The sequence below is a fragment of the Serratia sp. CY31944 genome (assembly GCF_052169175.1).
Classification (GTDB): Bacteria; Pseudomonadota; Gammaproteobacteria; order Enterobacterales; family Enterobacteriaceae; genus Serratia; species Serratia sarumanii.
On the sequence record NZ_JBJNLG010000007.1, the window covers coordinates 78,412 to 99,522 of the forward strand.

Annotated in this window: 21 protein-coding genes and 2 tRNA genes; 5 read left to right on the forward strand and 18 right to left on the reverse strand. The window is 58.3% G+C overall.

The window, feature by feature from the left end; all coding sequences use genetic code 11:
- Positions 1-34 precede the first annotated feature (34 nt).
- From truB to rlmE, 12 genes are all read right to left on the reverse strand, one after another.
- On the reverse strand, positions 35-979 hold the full coding sequence (gene truB / locus ACJ8IN_RS10280) for a tRNA pseudouridine(55) synthase TruB (RefSeq protein WP_033652760.1): 945 nt from the start codon (positions 977-979) through the stop codon (positions 35-37).
- Complete coding sequence (gene rbfA / locus ACJ8IN_RS10285) at positions 979-1,389, reverse strand: 30S ribosome-binding factor RbfA (protein ID WP_004933508.1); 411 nt, start codon at positions 1,387-1,389, stop codon at positions 979-981. Before rbfA ends, truB begins: the two co-directional genes overlap by 1 nt.
- Before the next feature lie 69 nt (positions 1,390-1,458).
- Positions 1,459-4,146, reverse strand: a complete 2,688-nt coding sequence (gene infB, locus ACJ8IN_RS10290) for a translation initiation factor IF-2 (RefSeq protein WP_033652759.1) — start codon at positions 4,144-4,146, stop codon at positions 1,459-1,461.
- Positions 4,147-4,169: 23 nt separating this feature from the next.
- Positions 4,170-5,678 (reverse strand): transcription termination factor NusA, encoded by a 1,509-nt coding sequence (gene nusA, locus ACJ8IN_RS10295; protein WP_019453340.1) that lies wholly within the window; start codon positions 5,676-5,678, stop codon positions 4,170-4,172.
- 21 nt (positions 5,679-5,699) lie between these two features.
- Complete coding sequence (rimP, locus tag ACJ8IN_RS10300; protein ID WP_028127574.1) at positions 5,700-6,152, reverse strand: ribosome maturation factor RimP; 453 nt, start codon at positions 6,150-6,152, stop codon at positions 5,700-5,702.
- A 217-nt stretch (positions 6,153-6,369) separates the two neighbouring features.
- Positions 6,370-6,446 (reverse strand) — tRNA-Met (locus ACJ8IN_RS10305).
- Positions 6,447-6,506: 60 nt separating this feature from the next.
- Positions 6,507-6,593: transfer RNA gene (locus ACJ8IN_RS10310), tRNA-Leu, on the reverse strand.
- A 68-nt stretch (positions 6,594-6,661) separates the two neighbouring features.
- Complete coding sequence (gene secG / locus ACJ8IN_RS10315) at positions 6,662-6,997, reverse strand: preprotein translocase subunit SecG (protein ID WP_004933519.1); 336 nt, start codon at positions 6,995-6,997, stop codon at positions 6,662-6,664.
- Between the two features lie 220 nt (positions 6,998-7,217).
- The gene (gene glmM, locus ACJ8IN_RS10320) at positions 7,218-8,555 is read right to left on the reverse strand and encodes a phosphoglucosamine mutase (RefSeq protein WP_033636821.1); all 1,338 of its coding nucleotides are present in this window, start codon (positions 8,553-8,555) and stop codon (positions 7,218-7,220) included.
- Positions 8,556-8,559: 4 nt separating this feature from the next.
- Positions 8,560-9,396: a dihydropteroate synthase gene (gene folP, locus ACJ8IN_RS10325; protein ID WP_033648673.1), complete on the reverse strand. Its 837-nt coding sequence runs from the start codon at positions 9,394-9,396 to the stop codon at positions 8,560-8,562.
- Between the two features lie 91 nt (positions 9,397-9,487).
- The gene (gene ftsH / locus ACJ8IN_RS10330; protein WP_004933529.1) at positions 9,488-11,419 is read right to left on the reverse strand and encodes an ATP-dependent zinc metalloprotease FtsH; all 1,932 of its coding nucleotides are present in this window, start codon (positions 11,417-11,419) and stop codon (positions 9,488-9,490) included.
- A 56-nt stretch (positions 11,420-11,475) separates the two neighbouring features.
- On the reverse strand, positions 11,476-12,105 hold the full coding sequence (rlmE, locus tag ACJ8IN_RS10335) for a 23S rRNA (uridine(2552)-2'-O)-methyltransferase RlmE (RefSeq protein ID WP_004933533.1): 630 nt from the start codon (positions 12,103-12,105) through the stop codon (positions 11,476-11,478).
- A gap of 143 nt (positions 12,106-12,248) precedes the next feature.
- Here rlmE and yhbY point away from each other — a divergent pair, with 143 nt between their 5' ends.
- On the forward strand, positions 12,249-12,542 hold the full coding sequence (yhbY, locus tag ACJ8IN_RS10340) for a ribosome assembly RNA-binding protein YhbY (protein WP_004933536.1): 294 nt from the start codon (positions 12,249-12,251) through the stop codon (positions 12,540-12,542).
- Positions 12,543-12,654: 112 nt separating this feature from the next.
- Here yhbY and greA read toward each other — a convergent pair whose 3' ends face one another.
- A complete protein-coding gene (gene greA, locus ACJ8IN_RS10345; RefSeq protein WP_004933539.1) occupies positions 12,655-13,131 on the reverse strand; it encodes a transcription elongation factor GreA in 477 nt (158 codons plus the stop codon).
- Between the two features lie 256 nt (positions 13,132-13,387).
- On the opposite strand from greA, the gene dacB reads away from it, so the two are divergent.
- From dacB to pmrB, 3 genes are read left to right on the forward strand one after another with little or no spacing between them, the layout of a single operon-like run.
- The gene (gene dacB / locus ACJ8IN_RS10350) at positions 13,388-14,821 is read left to right on the forward strand and encodes a serine-type D-Ala-D-Ala carboxypeptidase (protein ID WP_033648675.1); all 1,434 of its coding nucleotides are present in this window, start codon (positions 13,388-13,390) and stop codon (positions 14,819-14,821) included.
- Positions 14,822-14,829: 8 nt separating this feature from the next.
- Positions 14,830-15,492: a two-component system response regulator PmrA gene (gene pmrA, locus ACJ8IN_RS10355; RefSeq protein WP_033648677.1), complete on the forward strand. Its 663-nt coding sequence runs from the start codon at positions 14,830-14,832 to the stop codon at positions 15,490-15,492.
- Positions 15,489-16,550: a two-component system sensor histidine kinase PmrB gene (gene pmrB, locus ACJ8IN_RS10360; RefSeq protein ID WP_033655295.1), complete on the forward strand. Its 1,062-nt coding sequence runs from the start codon at positions 15,489-15,491 to the stop codon at positions 16,548-16,550. Before pmrA ends, pmrB begins: the two co-directional genes overlap by 4 nt.
- A 36-nt stretch (positions 16,551-16,586) precedes the next feature.
- On the opposite strand, the gene cgtA is transcribed toward pmrB, so the two are convergent.
- From cgtA to rplU, 4 genes are all read right to left on the reverse strand, one after another.
- On the reverse strand, positions 16,587-17,759 hold the full coding sequence (gene cgtA / locus ACJ8IN_RS10365; protein WP_004933553.1) for an Obg family GTPase CgtA: 1,173 nt from the start codon (positions 17,757-17,759) through the stop codon (positions 16,587-16,589).
- Between the two features lie 16 nt (positions 17,760-17,775).
- Positions 17,776-18,747, reverse strand: coding sequence for a DMT family transporter (locus ACJ8IN_RS10370; RefSeq protein ID WP_308325373.1), 972 nt, complete (start codon positions 18,745-18,747; stop codon positions 17,776-17,778).
- A gap of 105 nt (positions 18,748-18,852) precedes the next feature.
- Positions 18,853-19,110, reverse strand: a complete 258-nt coding sequence (gene rpmA / locus ACJ8IN_RS10375; protein WP_004933559.1) for a 50S ribosomal protein L27 — start codon at positions 19,108-19,110, stop codon at positions 18,853-18,855.
- A 17-nt stretch (positions 19,111-19,127) separates the two neighbouring features.
- Complete coding sequence (rplU, locus tag ACJ8IN_RS10380; RefSeq protein ID WP_004933561.1) at positions 19,128-19,439, reverse strand: 50S ribosomal protein L21; 312 nt, start codon at positions 19,437-19,439, stop codon at positions 19,128-19,130.
- A gap of 270 nt (positions 19,440-19,709) precedes the next feature.
- Here rplU and ispB point away from each other — a divergent pair, with 270 nt between their 5' ends.
- The gene (ispB, locus tag ACJ8IN_RS10385) at positions 19,710-20,681 is read left to right on the forward strand and encodes an octaprenyl diphosphate synthase (protein ID WP_033636815.1); all 972 of its coding nucleotides are present in this window, start codon (positions 19,710-19,712) and stop codon (positions 20,679-20,681) included.
- A gap of 48 nt (positions 20,682-20,729) precedes the next feature.
- Here the strand turns inward: ispB and ACJ8IN_RS10390 are convergent, their stop codons facing one another.
- Positions 20,730-21,086, reverse strand: a complete 357-nt coding sequence (locus ACJ8IN_RS10390; protein WP_033655297.1) for a DNA-binding protein — start codon at positions 21,084-21,086, stop codon at positions 20,730-20,732.
- Positions 21,087-21,111: the final 25 nt, after the last annotated feature.

Genomic DNA, 21,111 nt, shown 5'->3' on the forward strand with positions numbered 1-21,111 from the left:
CAGTGCGATCGCAAGGCGACGCAGAGCCCCGCCGTCAGTCGAAATGCTCGACCACCAGGCGGCGCGGCGCCACGCGACCGTCCTCGGCGATGTCACCAACGCCGATGAATTTTCGCTCTTCACCCTCGGTGATGCGCACCAGGCCAGAAGCCGGCGCGCCGGCCACTTGCACCGGTTGCCCCTGCTTGACGTAGCCCGCTACCACCGGCAGCAAATTCACTTCCGGATAGTTCTCAACCGGGCTGTCCATCGGCATCAGCAGCGGATCGAGCAGGTCGCCGGGAGCGATCGCTTGTTCCTGCGCTTGCTCCAGCAGGGCGTTCAGCTGTTCCAGCGTCACCATGCGCGCGATCGGGTAAGTCGCCACCTGCAGGCGGCGCAGATAGATCACGTGCGCGCCGCAGCCCAGCAGCTCGCCGAGATCGTCGGTGATGGTGCGGATGTAGGTGCCTTTCGAGCAGTGGATCTCCAGCTCCAGCTCATCCCCTTCCCAACGGATAAACTGCAGCTCGTACACCGTGATGCTGCGCGCTTCGCGCGGCACTTCAATGCCCTGGCGCGCATACTCGTAGAGTTTCTTTCCCTGGTATTTCAGCGCCGAATACATCGACGGCACCTGCTGGATATCGCCGCGGAAGGTGTCCAGCGCCGCGTCGAGCTGCGCCTGGGTGAAGTTCACCGGGCGCTCCTGCACGATCTGGCCGTCGGCGTCGGAGGTATCGGTACGCTGCCCCAGCTTGGCGATCACCCGATAGCGCTTGTCGGAATCGAGCAGATATTGCGAAAACTTGGTCGCTTCGCCCAGGCAGATAGGCAGCATGCCGGTCGCCAGCGGATCGAGCGCGCCGGTATGGCCCGCCCGGTTGGCGTTGTACAGGCGTTTTACTTTTTGCAGCGCATCGTTGGACGACAAACCCTGCGGCTTGTCCAGCAACAGCACGCCGTGGATATCACGGCCGCGGCGACGAGGGCGACTCATTAATCCTCCTTGTCATCGCCTGAGGCGGAACGGCGCTCGGCGTCGTTCTTCACCACGTTGGTCACCAGGTTGGACATGCGCATGCCTTCCACCAGGGAGTTGTCGTAAGCGAAGGTCAGCTCCGGCACCACGCGCAGGCGCATCGCTTTGCCCAGCAGGGTGCGGATGTAGCCGGAAGCGTCCTGCAACGCTTTAATGCCGTTGGTGACCAGATCCGGATCGTGGTTCTCGGTCAGTACGTTCAGAAAGGTGACGTAAACCTTGGCATACGCCAGGTCACGGGACACTTCTACGCCGGAAACGGTCGCCATGCCGACGCGCGGATCTTTCACTTCACGCTGCAGAATGATCGCAATCTCTTTCTGCATCTCTTGCGCCACGCGTTGACCGCGGCTGAATTCTTTTGCCATTTTGGATTCTCCAGACAAATCGGGGGGCACAAGGCCCCCCGTAAACAGATATAAGCAGATGTGCAATCGTTAAGCGATGGTGCGTTGAATCTCAATGATTTCGAACACTTCGATCATGTCGCCGACGCGCACGTCGTTATAGTTCTTAACGCCGATACCACATTCCATGCCGTTACGGACTTCGTTAACGTCATCCTTGAAGCGGCGCAGGGATTCCAGCTCGCCTTCATAGATAACCACGTTGTCGCGCAGTACGCGGATTGGGTTGTGACGCTTGATGGTCCCTTCGGTAACCATACAGCCAGCGATAGCGCCGAACTTAGGCGATTTGAACACGTCACGCACTTCGGCCAGGCCGATGATCTGCTGCTTGTATTCCGGCGCCAGCATACCGCTCATCGCCTGCTTCACTTCGTCGATCAGGTTATAGATCACGGAGTAGTAACGCAGATCCAGGCTTTCCGCTTCGATCACGCGGCGCGCAGAAGCGTCGGCACGCACGTTGAAGCCCAGGATGATGGCGTTGGAAGCCGCAGCCAGCGTCGCGTCGGTTTCGGTGATACCACCTACGCCGGAGCCGACAATCTTCACCTTCACTTCGTCGGTGGAGAGTTTCAGCAGCGAGTCGCTGATCGCTTCGCAAGAACCCTGTACGTCGGACTTCAGTACGATGTTCAGCTCGGACACTTCGCCGTCGGTCATGTTGGCGAACATGTTTTCCAGCTTGGACTTCTGCTGACGCGCCAGTTTGACTTCGCGGAATTTGCCCTGACGGTACAGCGCCACTTCACGCGCTTTCTTCTCGTCGCGCACCACGGTCGCTTCGTCACCCGCTGCAGGCACGCTGGACAGACCCAGGATTTCCACAGGGATAGAAGGACCGGCGGAGGTCACGTCACGGCCCAATTCGTCGCGCATCGCACGCACACGGCCGTATTCGAAGCCGCACAGAACGATATCGCCCTTGTTCAGCGTACCTTCCTGAACCAGCACAGTAGCCACAGGGCCACGGCCTTTATCCAGGAAGGACTCGATCACCACGCCGCTCGCCATGCCGCTGCGAACCGCTTTCAGTTCCAGAACTTCGGCCTGCAGCAGGATAGCCTGCAGCAGCTCGTCGATACCGGTACCGGCTTTCGCGGACACGTGGACGAACTGCGCTTCGCCGCCCCACTCTTCCGGCATAACGCCGTACTGAGACAGTTCCTGCTTAACGCGGTCCGGATCGGCTTCCGGCTTGTCGATTTTGTTCACCGCAACCACCAACGGCACCTGCGCCGCTTTCGCGTGCTGGATAGCTTCGATGGTCTGTGGCATCACGCCGTCGTCGGCCGCCACTACCAGCACCACGATGTCAGTCGCCTGAGCACCGCGAGCACGCATCGAGGTAAACGCGGCGTGGCCCGGGGTATCCAGGAAGGTGATCATGCCGTTCTCGGTTTCTACGTGGTAGGCACCGATGTGCTGGGTAATGCCGCCGGCTTCGCCCGCCGCCACTTTGGTGGAGCGGATGTAGTCCAGCAGAGAGGTTTTACCGTGGTCAACGTGGCCCATGATGGTCACGACCGGCGCGCGCGGCTCGGCCGCAGCGCCCGTATCACGGTCGCTCATCAGCGCTTCTTCCAGCTCGTTTTCACGACGCAGGATAACTTTGTGGCCCATCTCTTCGGCAACCAGCTGTGCGGTTTCCTGGTCGATAACCTGGTTGATGGTGGCCATGGCGCCCAGCTTCATCATCACTTTGATGACCTGAGAACCTTTTACCGCCATCTTGTTGGCCAGCTCGGCCACGGTGATGGTTTCGCCAATCACCACGTCACGGTTAACCACCTGCGCCGGCTTGTTGAAGCCCTGCTGCAGAGCGCTAGGCTTGCGTTTGCCTTTACCGCCACGGGTAACGGCACGCGCCTCTTCACGATCCGCTTTGGATTCGGACAGCTTGTTGCCTTTCTTCTGCTTGGTGGCTTTGCCGCCGCGGGTGCGGCTGCGACGATCGCCTTCAACTTTGGCGTCGTTTTCATCTTCCGCGGCGCGGGCGTGCTGAGAGGTGGTCACGTGATAGTCGGCGCTTTCAACCGCAGCGCTTGCCGCGTCTGCCTGAGCCCACTTCTCGCCGTTCTCTTCGGCCATGCGGCGGGCTTCTTCCGCCACGCGCTTGGCTTCCTCTTCAACCTTGCGGCGCACTTCCTCTTCCGCTTTGCGTTTCAGTTCAGCGGCTTCGGCTTCACGGCGTGCTTTTTCCGCCTGAGCTGGCTTGGTCATTTCGTCGGTATGTTGATTGGTCACTTTTTCTTTTTCCGCTGAATTACGCTTAGCAATCTCCGCGGCCTCACGTTTGGCTTGCTCTTCGGCTGCGCGCTTCGCTTCCGCTTCGCGTTTTGCGAGCTCTTCCGCTTCGCGCCGTGCCTGCTCTTCCGCTTCACGCTGTGCCTGCTCTGCCGCTTCAGCCAACTGGGCTTCCTGCGTATCGCGATTTACATAAGTGCGTTTCTTGCGGACCTCAATTTGCACCGATTTACTTTTACCGCCGGTGCTCGGGATATTCAAGGTGCTGCGCGTTTTGCGCTGCAAAGTGAGTTTACCCGGCGCGCTGCCGTGTTCACGGTTCAGGTGCGCCAGCAATGTTTCTTTTTCTTGCTGGGTAACAGAGTCCGACTCGGACTTGTTGATCCCTGCATCAGCAAACTGCTGTACCAGGCGATCAACCGGAGTCTGAATCTCTGCTGCCAGCGATTTTACGGTTACATCTGTCGTCATGCTGTTCCTTCCTGCTACAGTTATTACGCGTTGTCGCCAAACCAACAGATATTGCGTGCAGCCATGATCAGCTCGCCGGCTTGCTCGTCGCTAAGCCCTTCAATATCAGCCAGATCGTCAACACCCTGCTCGGCAAGATCTTCCAGCGTACAAACCCCACGCGCGGCCAGTTTAAAGGCCATGCTGCGCTCAAGACCCGGCAGGTTGAGCAAATCGTCGGCCGGTTTGTTGTCGCCCAGGCTTTCTTCTTGTGCCAGGGCCAGCGTGGTCAATGCAGCTTTGGCGCGTTCGCGCAATGCTTCAACCGTATCTTCATCCAGACCGTCGATTTCCAACAGCTCTTTGATCGGCACGTAGGCCAGCTCTTCCAGCGTGGAGAAGCCTTCTTCAACCAGTACGGTGGCGAAATCTTCGTCGATATCAAGATACTTGGTGAAGGTATCAATAGCGGCATGAGCCTCGGCCTGGTGCTTGGCCTGCAGGTCGTCCGCCGTCATCACGTTCAGTTCCCAACGATCGTCGCCGCGGTGTTGTTTCAGCAGCTGGGAAGCCAAACGCACGTTTTGGCCGTTACGGCCGATCGCCTGCGCCAGGTTGCTGGCTTCAACGGCGATATCCATGGTGCAGTTATCTTCGTCTACCACGATCGACGCGACGTCGGCCGGCGCCATGGCGTTGATGACGAATTGCGCTGGGTTATCATCCCACAGGATGATGTCAATGCGTTCGCCGCCGAGCTCGCTCGACACGGCCTGAACGCGCGCACCGCGCATACCTACGCAGGCGCCGACCGGGTCGATGCGCTTGTCGTTGGTTTTCACTGCAATTTTCGCGCGGGAGCCTGGATCGCGGGCTGCCGCTTTAATTTCAATCACTTCTTCGCCGATTTCCGGCACTTCGATGCGGAACAGTTCTTTCAGCATTTCCGAGCTGGAACGGCTGACGAACAGCTGCGCGCCGCGAGCTTCAGGACGCACGGCGTACAGTACGCCGCGAATGCGGTCGCCCGGACGGAAGTTTTCGCGCGGCAGCATGTCTTCACGGCCAATCACCGCTTCGGCGTTGTTGCCCAGATCCAGCGCGATGCTGTCACGGTTCACTTTCTTCACCACGCCGGTGACGATCTCACCTTCGTGTTCACGGAAAGCGTCAACCACCATCGCACGCTCGGCTTCGCGCACTTTCTGCACGATAACCTGCTTGGCGGTTTGGGTGGTAATGCGGTCGAAGGTCACGGATTCGATCTGATCTTCGACGTAGCCGCCGAGCTCGATGCTCGGATCCTCAAACTGAGCGGCTTCCAGCGTGATTTCACGCGTTGGCTGCGTCACTTCGTCTACGGCGACCCAACGGCGGAAGGTATCGAAATCGCCTGTTCTGCGGTCAATGCTGACGCGCACGTCGATTTCCTGCTCGTATTTTTTCTTGGTTGCGGTGGCTAATGCAGTTTCCAGCGCTTCGAAAATCTTCTCGCGCGGAAGGGATTTTTCATTGGAAACTGCTTCAACAACAGCCAGAATCTCTTTGTTCATCCTAGTTGCCTCTTCCAAACTTTAAAAGTGGGGTACCAGGTTCGCTTTCTGGATGTTGCTCAGCGCGAACACTTCATCTTTCCCTTCCACAGTAACCGTGATCATCTCGCCTTCGACAGACTTGATAATACCCTGCCACTTGCGACGGTTTTGTACCGCCATGCGCAGGACCAGGCTGACTTCTTCACCGAGGAAACGCGTATAGTGCTCAGCGGTGAACATCGGGCGATCAAGGCCAGGAGAGGAGACTTCCAAGTTGTAAGCGACCGTGATTGGATCTTCGACGTCCAATACAGCGCTGACCTGGTGGCTGACATCAGCGCAATCATCAACATTGATGCCGTTATCACTATCAATATAGATGCGGAGCGTCGATTGGCGCGCACGAATGAATTCGATGCCTACAAGCTCAAAGCCCAACGCTTCTACGGGTGCCGAAAGCATCTCTGTTAACTGTTGCTCTAATGTGGACAAGCCCACCCCCAAGACATAAAAAAAGGGCTAAATAGCCCAGTGATTCTGTTGCCAAATAACAAAAAACCCCGAAAAATCGGGGCTTTATGCAACTGGACCCTGTTTGCCGCTAGGCGGCCTCGGTACAACTTTCGAGCAAGTGTCATTTTCAAATGTTGATCGAGAAAAGCGGATTTCAATCGAAAAGTGTATTTGAAAATAAACACTTAAAGGAAAGTGGTTGCGGGGGCCGGATTTGAACCGACGACCTTCGGGTTATGAGCCCGACGAGCTACCAGGCTGCTCCACCCCGCGTCCGAAAACGTGGCAAATACTACGCCGATAATCGCAAAATTGCAAGTTATCTCTGGGATTTGGTACCGAGGATGGGACTCGAACCCACAAGCCCGTTAGGGCACTACCACCTCAAGGTAGCGTGTCTACCAATTCCACCACCTCGGTACTGATTCTTACTGCTAACGGCCGTTGTTCTTTCGAGTTCACAACCACCGTTTACAAACTTTTTCGGCTTACTGCGGGATATCGCTGCTCGGCTTGGCAGGTGCTGCCGGCGCGGTTGTCTGCTCAGTTTTCACTGGCTGACCCAGGTTTTCCCACTCGCTGCCTTTCTTGCTTTGGTTGCTGCTGAGGTTGCCCAGAATCAGGCTGATGACGAAGAACAGCGTCGCCAGCACAGCAGTCATGCGGGTCATAAAGTTACCGGAACCACTCGAACCGAACAATGTGCCTGATGCACCTGCTCCGAAAGAGGCTCCCATATCAGCGCCTTTACCTTGCTGCAACATAATCAGAGCAACCAGCCCGATTGAAATCAGCAGGAAAATTACCAGAAGAGCTTCGTACATAGTAGTACCCGTATCCTTGCGGCCTCACCGCATGCCAAATGCTTCACATTCATCAAGCAGGCGTTTTTATAAACTGCCTACTGAAGCGGGTGTGAATACTAACCAAAGCCGCCAACCCGCGCAAGGGCAATTTGCAGCCGCCGGCGCGTTTGCGGAAAAAAACGCCAACAATCGCCTATTCGGGCTCAGCTGTGCCGAGCCCGATGGCTAACTGTCTGTTTTAACCGGCGGATTTCACCGCATCGGCAATGCGATGCGCCAGCGCGGTCACCTGCTGCTCGTCCTCGCCTTCCACCATTACGCGGATCAGCGGCTCGGTGCCCGATTTGCGCAGCAGCACCCGGCCGCGGCCGGCCAACTCGGCCTCTACCTGCTCGGTGACCTTGCGCACCGCGTCGGACTCCAGCGGATTGTGATCGCCGGCGAAGCGCACGTTGACCAGGATCTGCGGCAGCAGCTTCATGCCGCTGCACAGGTCATGTAGGCTCATGTGGTTGCGCACCATGGCGGTCAGCACCTGCAGCCCGGCCACGATACCGTCGCCGGTGGTGGTTTTGTCCAGCAGGATCACATGGCCGGAGTTTTCCGCACCGATGCGCCAACCCAGCTCCTGCAGCTTCTCCAACACATAGCGGTCGCCCACTTTGGCGCGAGCGAACGGAATACCCAGCTGTTTCAGCGCCAGCTCCAGCCCCATGTTGCTCATCAGGGTGCCGACCGCACCACCGCGCAGTTGCCCCTGACGCAGGCCTTCGCGGGCAATGATGTACAAGATCTGATCGCCGTCCACCTTGTTGCCCAGGTGATCCACCATCATCACGCGGTCGCCGTCGCCGTCGAACGCCAGGCCCACGTGCGCTTTTTCCTGCAGCACGCGCTCCTGCAGCTGACGCACGTCGGTAGCGCCGCACTTCTCGTTGATGTTCATGCCGTCCGGCTCAACGCCGATGGCGATCACCGTGGCGCCCAGCTCGCGCAGCACGCTCGGCGCGATGTGGTAGGTCGCCCCGTTGGCGCAGTCAACCACGATTTTCAGCCCCTTCAGGCTCAGCTCGCTTGGGAAGGTGCCTTTGCAGAATTCGATATAGCGGCCGGCGGCGTCGATGATGCGGCTGGCTTTACCCAGCTCGGCGGACTCCACGCAGGTCAGCGGCTTTTCCATCTCGGCTTCGATAGCTTCTTCGACGTTGTCCGGCAGCTTGGCGCCGTCGATCGAGAAGAACTTGATGCCGTTGTCATAGAACGGGTTATGAGAAGCGGAAATGACGATGCCCGCTTCAGCGCGGAAGGTGCGCGTCAGATAAGCCACCGCCGGGGTCGGCATCGGCCCGGTGAAGGAGGCGGACAGCCCTGCGGCCGCCAGGCCGGCTTCCAGCGCGGACTCCAGCATATAGCCGGAGATGCGCGTATCCTTACCGATGATGATCTTACGCGAACCGTGGCGCGCCAGCACTTTACCGGCCGCCCAGCCGAGCTTCAGCACGAAGTCCGGCGTGATGGGGCTGTCCCCGACCTTGCCACGGATGCCGTCGGTGCCAAAATATTTGCGCTCGCTCATGTCTCTATTGTCCCTTAGCTGAAAGTGTTGCCTCGACGACACGCATCGCCTCGACGGTTTCTTTAACGTCATGCACTCTGACAATCTGCGCGCCCTGCATCGCCGCGATCACCGCGCAGGCAACGCTGCCGATCACCCGTTGATCCGGCGGCACGTTCAGCAGTTGCCCAATCATCGATTTACGCGACATACCGACCAATAGCGGCAAACCGAAACGATGAAACTCCGACAACCGCGCCAGAAGCTGATAGTTGTGCGCCAAATTTTTACCGAAACCGAAGCCTGGGTCGAGCAGCAATTTCTGATTTGTTATCCCCGCCTCGTTACAGCGCCGGATATGGTGCTCGAAAAACGCCTGAACGTCGGCAATCAGGTCATCGTAGTGCGGTGCCTGCTGCATGGTGCGCGGCTGCCCTTGCATATGCATCAGACAGACCGGCAGCCCGCTTTCCGCCGCCGCCGCCAGGGCACCCGGCTCCTGAAGTGAGCGAATGTCGTTGATCAGGTGTGCGCCGGCGTGCGCTGATTCGCGGATCACGCCCGCTTTCGAGGTATCGACAGAGATAAAGACTTCAAAACGCTGCGCCAGCGCTTCCACCACCGGCACGACCCGTTCCAATTCTTCCTCTTCACTCACCTCTGCCGCCCCCGGCCTTGTCGACTCGCCGCCGATATCGATCATCGTGGCGCCGGCCGAAATCAGCGCATGCGCGTGCAGCAATGCCTGGTTCAGGGTGTTGTGGCGGCCGCCGTCGGAAAATGAATCCGGCGTCACGTTGAGGATGCCCATCACCTGCGGATGGGAGAGATTGAGCGTCATGTCGCGCACGGTTAACTGCATGGTTGGTCCACCTTACTGTTGCCTGGTTCACTGCCCGCCGGGCAAAAAAAACCCCGGCGTACCGGGGTTTGATGTTATTACACAGCCGCAGTTACTTGTCGAGCTGTTCGGACATGGTGTTGCCCGGCGTTGGGGTGCGCGGCTCATCTACCGGCGTCGGGGCTTTCGGGGTGCCGCCGTTGTCGGAGCTGTTGCCTTTGTTCGCATCGTCCCAACCTGCAGGCGGACGCACGTCTTTGCGGTTCATCAGATCGTCGATCTGCGGCGCATCGATGGTTTCGTACTTCATCAGCGCATCCTTCATCGAGTGCAGGATGTCCATGTTTTCCATCAGCAGCGAGCGAGCACGCGTGTAGTTACGCTCGATCAGCGACTTCACTTCCTGGTCGATGATGCGCGCGGTTTCATCCGACATGTGCTTCGCCTTGGCCACGGAACGGCCCAGGAACACTTCGCCCTCTTCTTCCGCATACAGCAGCGGCCCCAGCTTCTCGGAGAAGCCCCACTGGGTCACCATGTTGCGGGCGATGGAGGTCGCCACTTTGATGTCGTTCGACGCACCGGTAGAGACTTTCTCCGGCCCGTAGATGATCTCTTCCGCCAGACGGCCGCCATACAGGGTGGAGATTTGGCTCTCCAGCTTCTGACGGCTGGCGCTGATCGCATCCCCTTCCGGCAGGAAGAAGGTCACGCCGAGCGCACGGCCGCGAGGAATGATCGTCACCTTGTGCACCGGATCGTGTTCAGGAACCAGGCGGCCAATGATGGCGTGGCCCGCTTCGTGATACGCGGTCGACTCTTTCTGCGCTTCGGTCATCACCATGGAGCGGCGTTCCGCACCCATCATGATCTTGTCTTTGGCTTTCTCGAACTCCACCATCGACACCACGCGCTTGTTGCCGCGGGCGGCGAACAGCGCCGCTTCGTTGACCAGGTTAGCCAGATCGGCACCGGAGAAGCCCGGCGTACCGCGCGCAATGACGGAGGCGTCGATGTCGGCCGCCAACGGCACGCGGCGCATGTGCACCTTCAGGATCTGCTCACGGCCACGCACATCCGGCAGCCCGACCACGACCTGACGGTCGAAACGGCCCGGGCGCAGCAGCGCAGGGTCAAGCACGTCCGGGCGGTTGGTGGCCGCGATGACGATGATGCCTTCGTTGCCTTCGAAACCGTCCATCTCAACCAGCATCTGGTTCAGGGTCTGTTCGCGCTCATCGTGACCGCCACCCAGGCCGGCGCCACGCTGGCGACCGACGGCGTCGATTTCATCGATGAAAATGATGCACGGCGCGGCTTTCTTCGCTTGCTCGAACATGTCGCGCACGCGGGATGCACCCACACCGACGAACATTTCGACGAAGTCGGAACCGGAAATGGTGAAGAACGGCACCTTCGCTTCGCCGGCGATCGCTTTCGCCAGCAGCGTTTTACCGGTCCCCGGCGGGCCAACCATCAGCACGCCTTTCGGGATCTTGCCGCCCAGCTTCTGGAAACGACTCGGCTCGCGCAGGTATTCCACCAGTTCGCTCACCTCTTCTTTCGCTTCGTCACAACCGGCGACATCGGCGAAAGTGGTCTTGATCTGGTCTTCCGTCAGCATGCGGGCCTTGCTCTTGCCGAAGGACATCGCGCCCTTGCCGCCGCCGCCCTGCATTTGCCGCATAAAGAAGATCCAGACCCCGATCAGCAACAGCATCGGGAACCAGGAGATAAAGATAGAAGCCAGCAGGCTCGGCTCTTCAGGCGGCTCGCCGACAACTTTCACATTCTTCGTTAACAACGTATCCAGCAACTTAGGATCGTTGACAGGGATGTAGGTCGTGTATTTGTTACTGTCTTTCTTGGTAACGTTAATTTCACGTCCGTTGATTCGCGCTTCGCGAACCTGGTCCTGGGTCAGTTCGGACATGAAGGTAGAGTAATCCACCCTACGGCCATTCGACTCGCTGGGCCCAAAGCTCTGGAATACAGACATCAACACTACCGCGATGACTAACCAGAGAATTAGGTTTTTCGCCATGTCACTCAAGGGATTAACCTCATCTTACAACTGTGTTAACAAACAGCGTTAGGGTACTACAGTTTGCGCCCTGTCGCTACAATGTACACTTCGCGCGAACGGGCGCGGGAAGCGTCTGGCTTACGAATCTTAACCTTCGTAAACAGGGAGCGAATTTCCCGTAGGTACTCGTCAAAGCCATCTCCCTGGAACACCTTCACCAGGAAACTTCCGCCTGGTGCGAGGACATCCCGACACATATCCAGCGCCAACTCCACCAGATACATCGACCTTGGAATATCGACCGCCGGGGTGCCACTCATATTCGGGGCCATATCGGACATGACCACCTGAACCTTACTCTCGCCTACTCGTTCCAACAGCGCCTTCAGCACCAGTTCATCACGAAAATCGCCCTGAAGGAAATCGACGCCAACGATAGGATCCATTGGCAAAATATCACAGGCGATGATGCGCCCGGTACCGCCGATTTGGGTGACCACATACTGCGACCAGCCGCCCGGCGCGGCGCCGAGATCCACCACGGTCATGCCCGGTTTGAACAGTTTGTCGCTCTGCTGTATTTCATCAAGTTTAAACCAGGCGCGGGAACGCAGTCCCTTTTTCTGCGCCTGCTGTACATATTTATCGCTAAAGTGTTCTTGTAACCAGCGACTGGAGCTAGCCGAACGCTTTTTATTAGCCATCTCGTTTTCCAACTATCATAAAAAGAGTCTTATGTCAGGGTCGCTGCTCACGTAGACTCACACCGGTGAAGACCGATTTGGTGATATACATGAGATGGCGGTAGAATGTACCGTTTTCAATCCCAACTTAAGCAAAAAAGACAATGAATCTGAATAATAAACAAAAACAGCACCTGAAAGGCCTGGCGCATCCGTTAAAACCGGTGGTGATGCTGGGCAATAACGGTCTTACCGAAGGGGTGCTGGCTGAAATTGAACAGGCTCTGGAGCATCACGAGCTGATCAAGGTAAAAATCGCCGCTGAAGATCGCGAAACCAAAACCCTGATCGCCGATGCTATCGTGCGTGAAACGGGCGCCTGCAATGTGCAAGTTATCGGCAGTACGCTTATTCTTTACCGCCCGTCGAAAGAGCGCAAGATCAGTCTACCGCGTTAATAACCATCAGGTTAACGAAAAGGTGCCATGCGCCTGACCAAGATAAAAGGCCGCTTGCGGCCTTTTTCCTATCTTTACAAAACGTTGGCGCATTAATGACCAACGGCCTCGATCAGAGATACTCAACCTTCAGGATCTCATACTCGACGTCGCCGCCAGGGGTTTTGATCACCACCACATCGTCTTGCTCTTTGCCGATCAGGCCGCGCGCCATCGGCGAGTTTACCGAAATCAGATTTTTCTTGAAATCGGCCTCATCGTCGCCAACGATGCGGTAAGTCACTTCTTCTTCACTGTCCAGATTCATCACCGATACGGTGGCGCCGAAGATCACTCGGCCGGTGTTCGGCATCTTGGTGATATCGATCACCTGAGCATTGGACAGCTTGGCTTCGATTTCCTGAATGCGGCCTTCGCAGAAACCCTGCTGTTCGCGGGCGGCGTGGTACTCGGCATTCTCTTTCAAATCGCCGTGCTCGCGCGCCTCAGCGATGTCCGCAATGATTTTCGGGCGGCGCACGCTTTTCAGATATTCGAGCTCTTCGCGCAGTTTTTCAGCGCCAAACAAGGTCATCGGAATTTGGTTCATCGTATAAATACCTCTAAATCTTTCCTGTTCAAATAACCGTCATCCTGACGTATTCGTATGAAAACACGGTTGGCATACCGCCACCCGCCTCCAGGCGACAAACAAAAGAAACCTGACTCGGAACGGAGCCCAAGCCAAGATCGGTTTTGCATTTTGATACGCATTTTAGCCTAGAGTTCCTTGAGGGTCATCGTTTACTTTTTCCCTGATTGCACCGTAGTATGACGGCACGTTATCCAGCTGTTATCCCGAGATTATGCGTTTTTCACGAATTGTCAGTGCATTGGCTTGCGCATTTGTTCTGAATGCGAATGCGGCCCCGGTTGAAGAGTACACACAATATCTGCCTGATGGGGCCAACCTTGCCCTGGTCGTTCAGAAAATCGGTGCCGGCGCGCCGACGATCGATTATCACTCTCAGCAGATGGCGCTGCCGGCCAGTACCCAAAAAGTGCTGACGGCGCTGGCGGCATTGCTGCAACTCGGGCCCGATTACCGTTTCACCACCACGCTGGAGAGCCAGGGCGATATCCGCGACGGCGTGCTGCGCGGCAACCTGATCGCCCGCTTCAGCGGCGATCCGACCTTCAAACGCCAGAGCCTGCGCAATATGGTGGCCGTCCTGAAGAAACAGGGCGTGCGCCAAATCAGCGGCGACGTGCTGGTCGATACCTCGGTCTTCGCCAGCCATGACAAGGCGCCCGGCTGGCCGTGGAACGATCTGACGCAGTGCTTCAGCGCGCCGCCGGCCGCCGCCATCGTCGATCGCAACTGTTTCTCGGTCTCGCTGTACAGCGCGCCGAATCCGGGCGACATGGCGTTTATCCGCGTCGCCTCCTATTATCCGGTCAATATGTTTAGCCAGGTGCGCACCCTGGCGCGCGGCTCTGCAGACGCGCAGTACTGCGAACTGGACGTGGTGCCGGGCGAGCTGAACCGCTTTACCCTGACCGGCTGCCTGACGCAGCGCAGCGAACCGCTGCCGCTGGCCTTCGCCATCCAGGATGGCGCCAGCTACGCGGGCGCCATCCTGAAAGACGAACTGATCCAGGCCGGCATCCAGATCGACGGGCACTTGAAACGCCAGACGCGTCCCGGCATCACCGGCACGGTGATCGCGCAAACCCAGTCGGCGCCGCTGCACGATCTGTTGAAGATCATGCTGAAAAAATCGGACAACATGATCGCCGATACCGTCTTCCGCACCATCGGCCACGAACGCTTCGGCGTGCCGGGCACCTGGCGAGCGGGTGCCGATGCGGTACGTCAGGTGCTGCGCCAGAAGGCCGGCATCGATCTGGGCAACACCATCATCGCCGACGGCTCCGGCCTGTCGCGCCACAACCTGCTGGCGCCGGCGACCATGATGCAGGCGCTGCAGTACATCGCGCAGCACGACAACGAGCTGAACTTCATCTCGATGCTGCCGCTGTCCGGCTATGACGGCACCCTGCGCTACCGCGGCGGCCTGCACGAAGCCGGCGTCGACGGAAAAGTGTCGGCCAAGACCGGCGCGCTGCAGGGCGTGTACAACCTGGCGGGCTTCATCACCACCGCCAGCGGCCAGCGCATGGCCTTCGTGCAGTATCTCTCCGGCTACGCCGTGCCGCCGGAGGATCAGAAACAGCGCCGCGCGCCGCTGGTGCGTTTCGAAAGCCGCCTGTATCGGGATATTTACCAAAACAACTGAGGATCATCATGAAGCTGCTGGTCGTTGAGGATGATGAACTGTTGCAACAGGGGCTGGCGCTGGCGCTGACCGGCGAAGGTTACGTCTGCGACTGCGCCGCTACGGCGGCGGAGGCCAACAGCCTGCTCATCACCAGCCAATACAGCATGGTGATCCTGGATCTCGGCCTGCCGGACACCGACGGCGCCGCGCTGCTGCGGCAGTGGCGCCGCCAGCAGATCGATCTGCCGGTGCTGATCCTGACCGCCCGCGACGCGCTGGAAGACCGCGTCGACGGGCTGGACGCCGGCGCCGACGACTACCTGGTCAAACCCTTCGCGCTGGTCGAGCTGCAGGCGCGCGTGCGCGCCCTCCTGCGGCGCTACCAGGGGCACAGCGACAATCTGATGCAGGTGGACGATCTGCAGCTGAACCTCTCCAGCCAGCAGGTTTACCTGCAGCAGCAGCCGGTGGAGGTCACGCCGAAAGAGTTCGCCATTCTGGCGCGTCTGATCATGCGTGCCGGGCAGACGGTCAACCGTGAACTCCTGCAGCAGGATCTCTATACCTGGCAAGACGATTTAGGTTCCAACACGTTGGAAGTACACATTCACAACCTGCGCCGCAAACTGGGCAAGGATCGCATCCGCACCGTGCGCGGCATCGGCTACCGCCTGGAACCCTCCTCATGATCAGCATGCGCCGCCGCCTGCTGCTGATGCTGGCGCTGATCCTGCTGGTCACGCAACTCATCAGCGCCTTCTGGCTGTGGCACGAAAGCCAGGAACAGATCGGCTTCCTGGTGGACGAAACCCTGTCCGCCAAAGTGCGTACCGAACGCGTCGATAGCGAGATCGCCGAGGCCATCGCGTCGCTGTTGGCGCCTTCGCTGATCATGATGATCGTCACGCTGCTGGCGTCGTTTTGGGCCATCAGCTGGATCATCCGCCCGCTCAACCAATTGCAGAAACGGCTGGAAAAGCGCTCTGCCGATAACCTGACGCCGCTGCCGATCGCCAGCGACAGCCAGGAAATGGTGGCGGTCACCAATGCACTCAATCAGCTGTTCTCACGATTGGACAACACCATTCAACAGGAACGCCTGTTCACCGCCGACGCCGCCCACGAGCTGCGCACGCCGCTGGCCGGCATCCGCCTGCATCTGGAACTGATGGAGAAACAGGGCGTCAAGGGCAGCCAGGCGCTGATCGCCCGCATCGATCAGCTGATGCACACCGTCGAGCAGTTGCTGATGCTGTCGCGCGCCGGGCAAGACTTCGCCCGCGGCCATTATCAGCATGTCGATTGGGTGGCCGATGTGATCCAGCCGCTGCGTGAAGAGCTCGACGAAATGGCTGCCCAACGCGGGCAGACGCTGGACTGGCACTTGCCGGCTACTGCCACAGTAAACGGCGATCCGGTGCTGCTGCGGCTGCTGCTGCGCAACCTGGTCGAAAACGCCCATCGTTACGGCCCTGAAGGCGGCGCGATACAGGTGCAGTTAACGCCGCAAGACAACGGCTATCTGCTGCAAGTCATCGACGATGGCCCGGGGATCAAGGAAGAGATGGTCGGGGAGCTGACGCAGGCGTTTCGCCGCATGGATCAACGCTACGGCGGCAGTGGGCTGGGCCTGAATATCGTGATCCGCATCGTACAGTTGCACCAGGGGCGTTTGACGCTGGAAAACCGCCGCGATGCGCGCGGCCTGAACGCCCAGTGCTGGCTGCCGGAAAAGGCGCTTAAATAACAAGGGCTCAGCGTTGCTGAGCCCCTTATCACCGAATTACTTCTGGTAAATGATTTCGACGCCTTCGTCGTCGTCTTCGTCCCAGTCGTCATCCCAGTCATCTTCCGCTTCGGCTTCCACTTCCGCGATTTGCTCGCGGTGGTAGTCATCCCACATGAATTCGACTTTTTCCGGTGCGCTTTCTTCGATCGCCATCGCTTTCGGCTGGGTGTTGATGAAGTTCATCACGTCCCAGCACAGCGCGTTGACGCCTTCGCGGTTGGCGGCGGAGATCATGTAGTACTTCCCTTCCCAGCCCATGCCTTCCACAATCGCCTTGGCGCGTTCGGCGGCTTCTTCCTCACCAATCACATCAATTTTGTTGAACACCAGCCAGCGAGGCTTCTGCGCCAGATTTTCGCTGTATTGGTTCAACTCGTTGATGATGACTTTGGCGTTCTCCACCGGATCGGATTCGTCGATCGGCGCGATGTCCACCAGGTGCAGCAGCACGCGGCAACGCTCCAGGTGTTTCAGGAAGCGAATGCCCAGGCCCGCGCCTTCGGAGGCGCCCTCGATCAGCCCCGGAATGTCGGCGACCACAAAGCTCTGCTCGTGGTCCATACGCACCACGCCCAGGCTCGGCACCAGCGTAGTGAACGGATAATCGGCCACCTTCGGCTTGGCGGCGGACACCGCGCGGATGAAGGTCGATTTGCCGGCGTTTGGCAGGCCCAGCATGCCCACATCGGCCAAAAGCAACAGTTCCAGCAACAGGTCACGCGCTTCGCCGGCGGTACCCAGCGTCTTCTGACGCGGCGCGCGGTTGACCGAAGATTTGAAACGGGTGTTGCCCAGGCCGTGCCAGCCGCCTTTGGCGACCATCAGCTTCTGCTCGTGGCGGGTCATGTCGCCGAGGATCTCGCCGGTGCCCTGATCCTTCACGCGCGTGCCGACCGGCACCTTGATGATGACGTCTTTACCGCGTTTACCGGTACAGTCGCGGCTCTGACCATTCTGGCCGCGCTCGGCGCGGAAAGACTTCTCAAAACGGTAGTCGATCAGGGTGTTGAGGTTCTCGTCCGCCAGCAGGTAGACGTCGCCGCCGTCGCCGCCGTCGCCGCCGTCAGGCCCACCGTTGGGAATATATTTTTCGCGGCGGAAGCTGACGCATCCGTTACCACCGTCGCCTGCAACGACCAGAATCGCTGCTTCATCTACAAACTTCATTTACCGTCTCCGTAAATCATTCACCGGATTGCTTCAAAGGAGCAACCAGGGGGGGTTCTGCCCGTCGCGGCCACCACCGGTGACCAATTGCGGAAAACATGGCGCCCGCCACAACCACAAACGCACCGACATAGCCGACGATGTTCAGCGTCGGCGCGGCGAATGCCTGGGGCCAGGCCAGCGCCAATAAATCTGAAAACAGCAGGGTAAACAGCGGGGTCAGCGTAACCAACGCGCTCACCTGCGCCGCCTGCCAGCGCGCCATCGCCTCTGCCAGCGCGCCATAGCCGATCAGCGTGTTGGCGCCGCAAAACAGCAGGCACGCCAATTGCCAGCCGCTCAGCTGGAAAATCACCTCGGGTTTGGCCAGAGGGAACAACGCTATCGCACATAAAGTGTACAACATAACCAGGATCTGCGGCGAAGCCAGTCGGCGCAGCAACACCTTCTGCGCCACGCCGTAGCTCACCCAGACCATCGCCGCGCACACGCCCAGCATGACGCCCAGCGTGTAGTCCGTCAGCCGGGTGAAGATCTCTATCAGACTGACGTTGAAAAACAGCATCAGTCCGCAAATCAGCATCAGGGCGCCGATGACCTGGGTGATACGCATGCGTTCTTTTAAAATCAGCACGCTGGCGAACATCATGCCGACCGGCGACAGCTGGCCAATCACCTGCGACGCCGTCGGGCTCAGGTATTGCAGCGAGGAACTGAAGAACACAAAGTTGCCTAGCAGCCCCGCTGTCGCGATCGCCAACAGCAGCAGCCAACGCGGCTGGCGGAACATCGTCAGCGGCGGCAGCTTGCCGCGCACCGCGAGGATCGCGCCCAAACCGATGGCGGCCATGGTAAAGCGATACCAGACAACGGTAAACGGCTCCATCACCACCAACACTTCTTTCATCGCGATCGGCAACGCGCCCCAGCAAACCGCCGTGGTTAATGCCAGAGAAATGCCAACGCCGACCTGCTGCTTCGTATCCATATCACCTTCGCCAACGCTGACGGGCCTGCCCTCAGGCAACCCATAAATGTAAAAAGCCCCGCAACGAATTGCGGGGCTTACATCTATTTCGTAAGGCTCGAAAAATTATTCAGCTTCGATGCTGATGAATTTACGATTGCTCGGGCCTTTAACTTCGAATTTGACTTTACCGTCTTTCAAAGCAAACAGAGTGTGGTCTTTGCCGCAACCCACGTTGGTACCAGCGTGGAATTTGGTGCCGCGCTGACGAACGATGATGCTGCCTGCCAGTACTGCTTCGCCGCCAAAGCGTTTTACGCCCAGACGTTTAGCTTCTGAATCGCGACCGTTACGAGTCGAGCCGCCAGCCTTTTTGTGTGCCATTAATCCGCTCTCCTAACTTAAGCGCTGATGCCGGTGATTTTAACGTCAGTGAACCACTGACGGTGGCCCTGCTGCTTACGGTGGTGTTTACGACGACGAAACTTAACGATTTTAATTTTCTCGCCACGACCGTGAGCAACAACTTCAGCTTTGATCTTGCCGCCATCGACGAAAGGAACGCCGATTTTGATATCTTCGCCATTAGCGATCATCAGAATCTGGTCAAACTCAACCGCTTCACCAGTTGCGATGTCCAGCTTTTCCAAGCGAACGGTCTGACCTTCGCTTACTCGGTGTTGTTTACCACCACTTTGGAAAACCGCGTACATATAAAACTCCGCTTTCCGCGTGCCCGACTGTGTTAGTTCAGAGCGCGCTATAAATATTCACAATAGGGCGCGAATTCTACGCAAAAAAGCAGCGCATGACAAGAGCAGAATAAGACCAGAACAAGAAAAAAGAAGAAAAAAAGCGCAGTTTCTTTCGTGGCGTTTATCTGAACCGTTTTTCAAGTACAATCATAGGGACAGTTACCGCCATGTACCGATGTGAGCAGCGATCTCAACGCGGTGAAGAGAAACACAGCTGAAAAAAATACAATGAACCTAGAGCAAATTACCGAGTTAACCGCGCAAGATATGGCGGCCGTGAACGCAACAATTCTCGAACAGCTGAATTCCGATGTCACGCTCATCAATCAGCTTGGCTATTACATTATCAGCGGTGGCGGTAAGCGCATCCGGCCGATGATCGCCGTCCTGGCGGCGCGGGCATTGGGCTATGAAGGCAGCAAGCACGTCACCGTGGCCGCCCTGATCGAATTCATCCATACCGCCACGCTGCTGCATGACGACGTCGTTGACGAATCGGACATGCGCCGCGGCAAAGCCACCGCCAACGCGGCGTTCGGCAACGCCGCCAGCGTGCTGGTCGGCGACTTTATCTACACCCGCGCCTTCCAGATGATGACCAGCCTGGAATCCCTGCGCGTGCTGGCGCTGATGTCGGAAGCGGTCAACGTCATCGCCGAAGGTGAAGTGCTGCAGTTGATGAACGTGCACGATCCCGACATCAGCGAAGAAAGCTATATGCGGGTGATCTACAGCAAAACCGCCCGTCTGTTTGAGGCGGCGGCGCAATCGTCGGCGATCCTGTCCGGCGCCAGCGCTGAGCAAGAACGGGCGCTGCAAGACTATGGCCGCTACCTCGGCACCGCTTTCCAGCTGATCGACGATCTGCTCGACTACAGCGCCGACGGCAGCACCCTGGGCAAAAACACCGGCGACGATCTGAACGAAGGGAAACCGACCCTGCCGCTGCTGCACGCGATGCACAACGGCGACGACGCCCAGCGTGACATGATCCGCGGCGCGATTGAGCAAGGCAACGGCCGTCACCTGTTGGAGCCGGTGCTGCAGGCGATGCAGCAATGCGGTTCGCTGGAATACACCCGCAAACGCGCCGAGGAAGAGGCCGACAAGGCGATCGCCGCGCTGCAGGCATTGCCGGCATCGGAGCACCGCACGGCGCTGGAGGGCCTGGCCCATCTGGCGGTGCAACGCGACTTTTAAGAAATTAATGTTTCTTAAAAACCATCAGGCCCGCATACGCGGGCCTGCCTAGGTATTGCTCTCTTCGTCGATACGCGCCAGCAGGCCGCCGATCCCTTCCCGCATCAGGAAAGCCACCATTTTCTCGCGCTCGCTTTCCGTCAAATGGTAGTAATACTCGATCCAGACCGCCAACGGATCCTGACGCTCTACGTCATATGCCGCCCCGTCTTCCTTCAGCACCAGCAGGTTACGCACGTCTGAAGGCAGGCTGTCGATATGGTACTCCAACGCTTTTCCCTGCACGCCTTTACGCCTGCGGCTGATCCAGCCTTCGCGCCGGGCCATCAGATTGATTCCCTGTGGTGAGGAAGGTAATCCTGCGATGCCTGTCAGTTCCTTGGCGGCAAACCACTCTTTTTTCATAGCCATCATCTCTGGGCAATAGTGG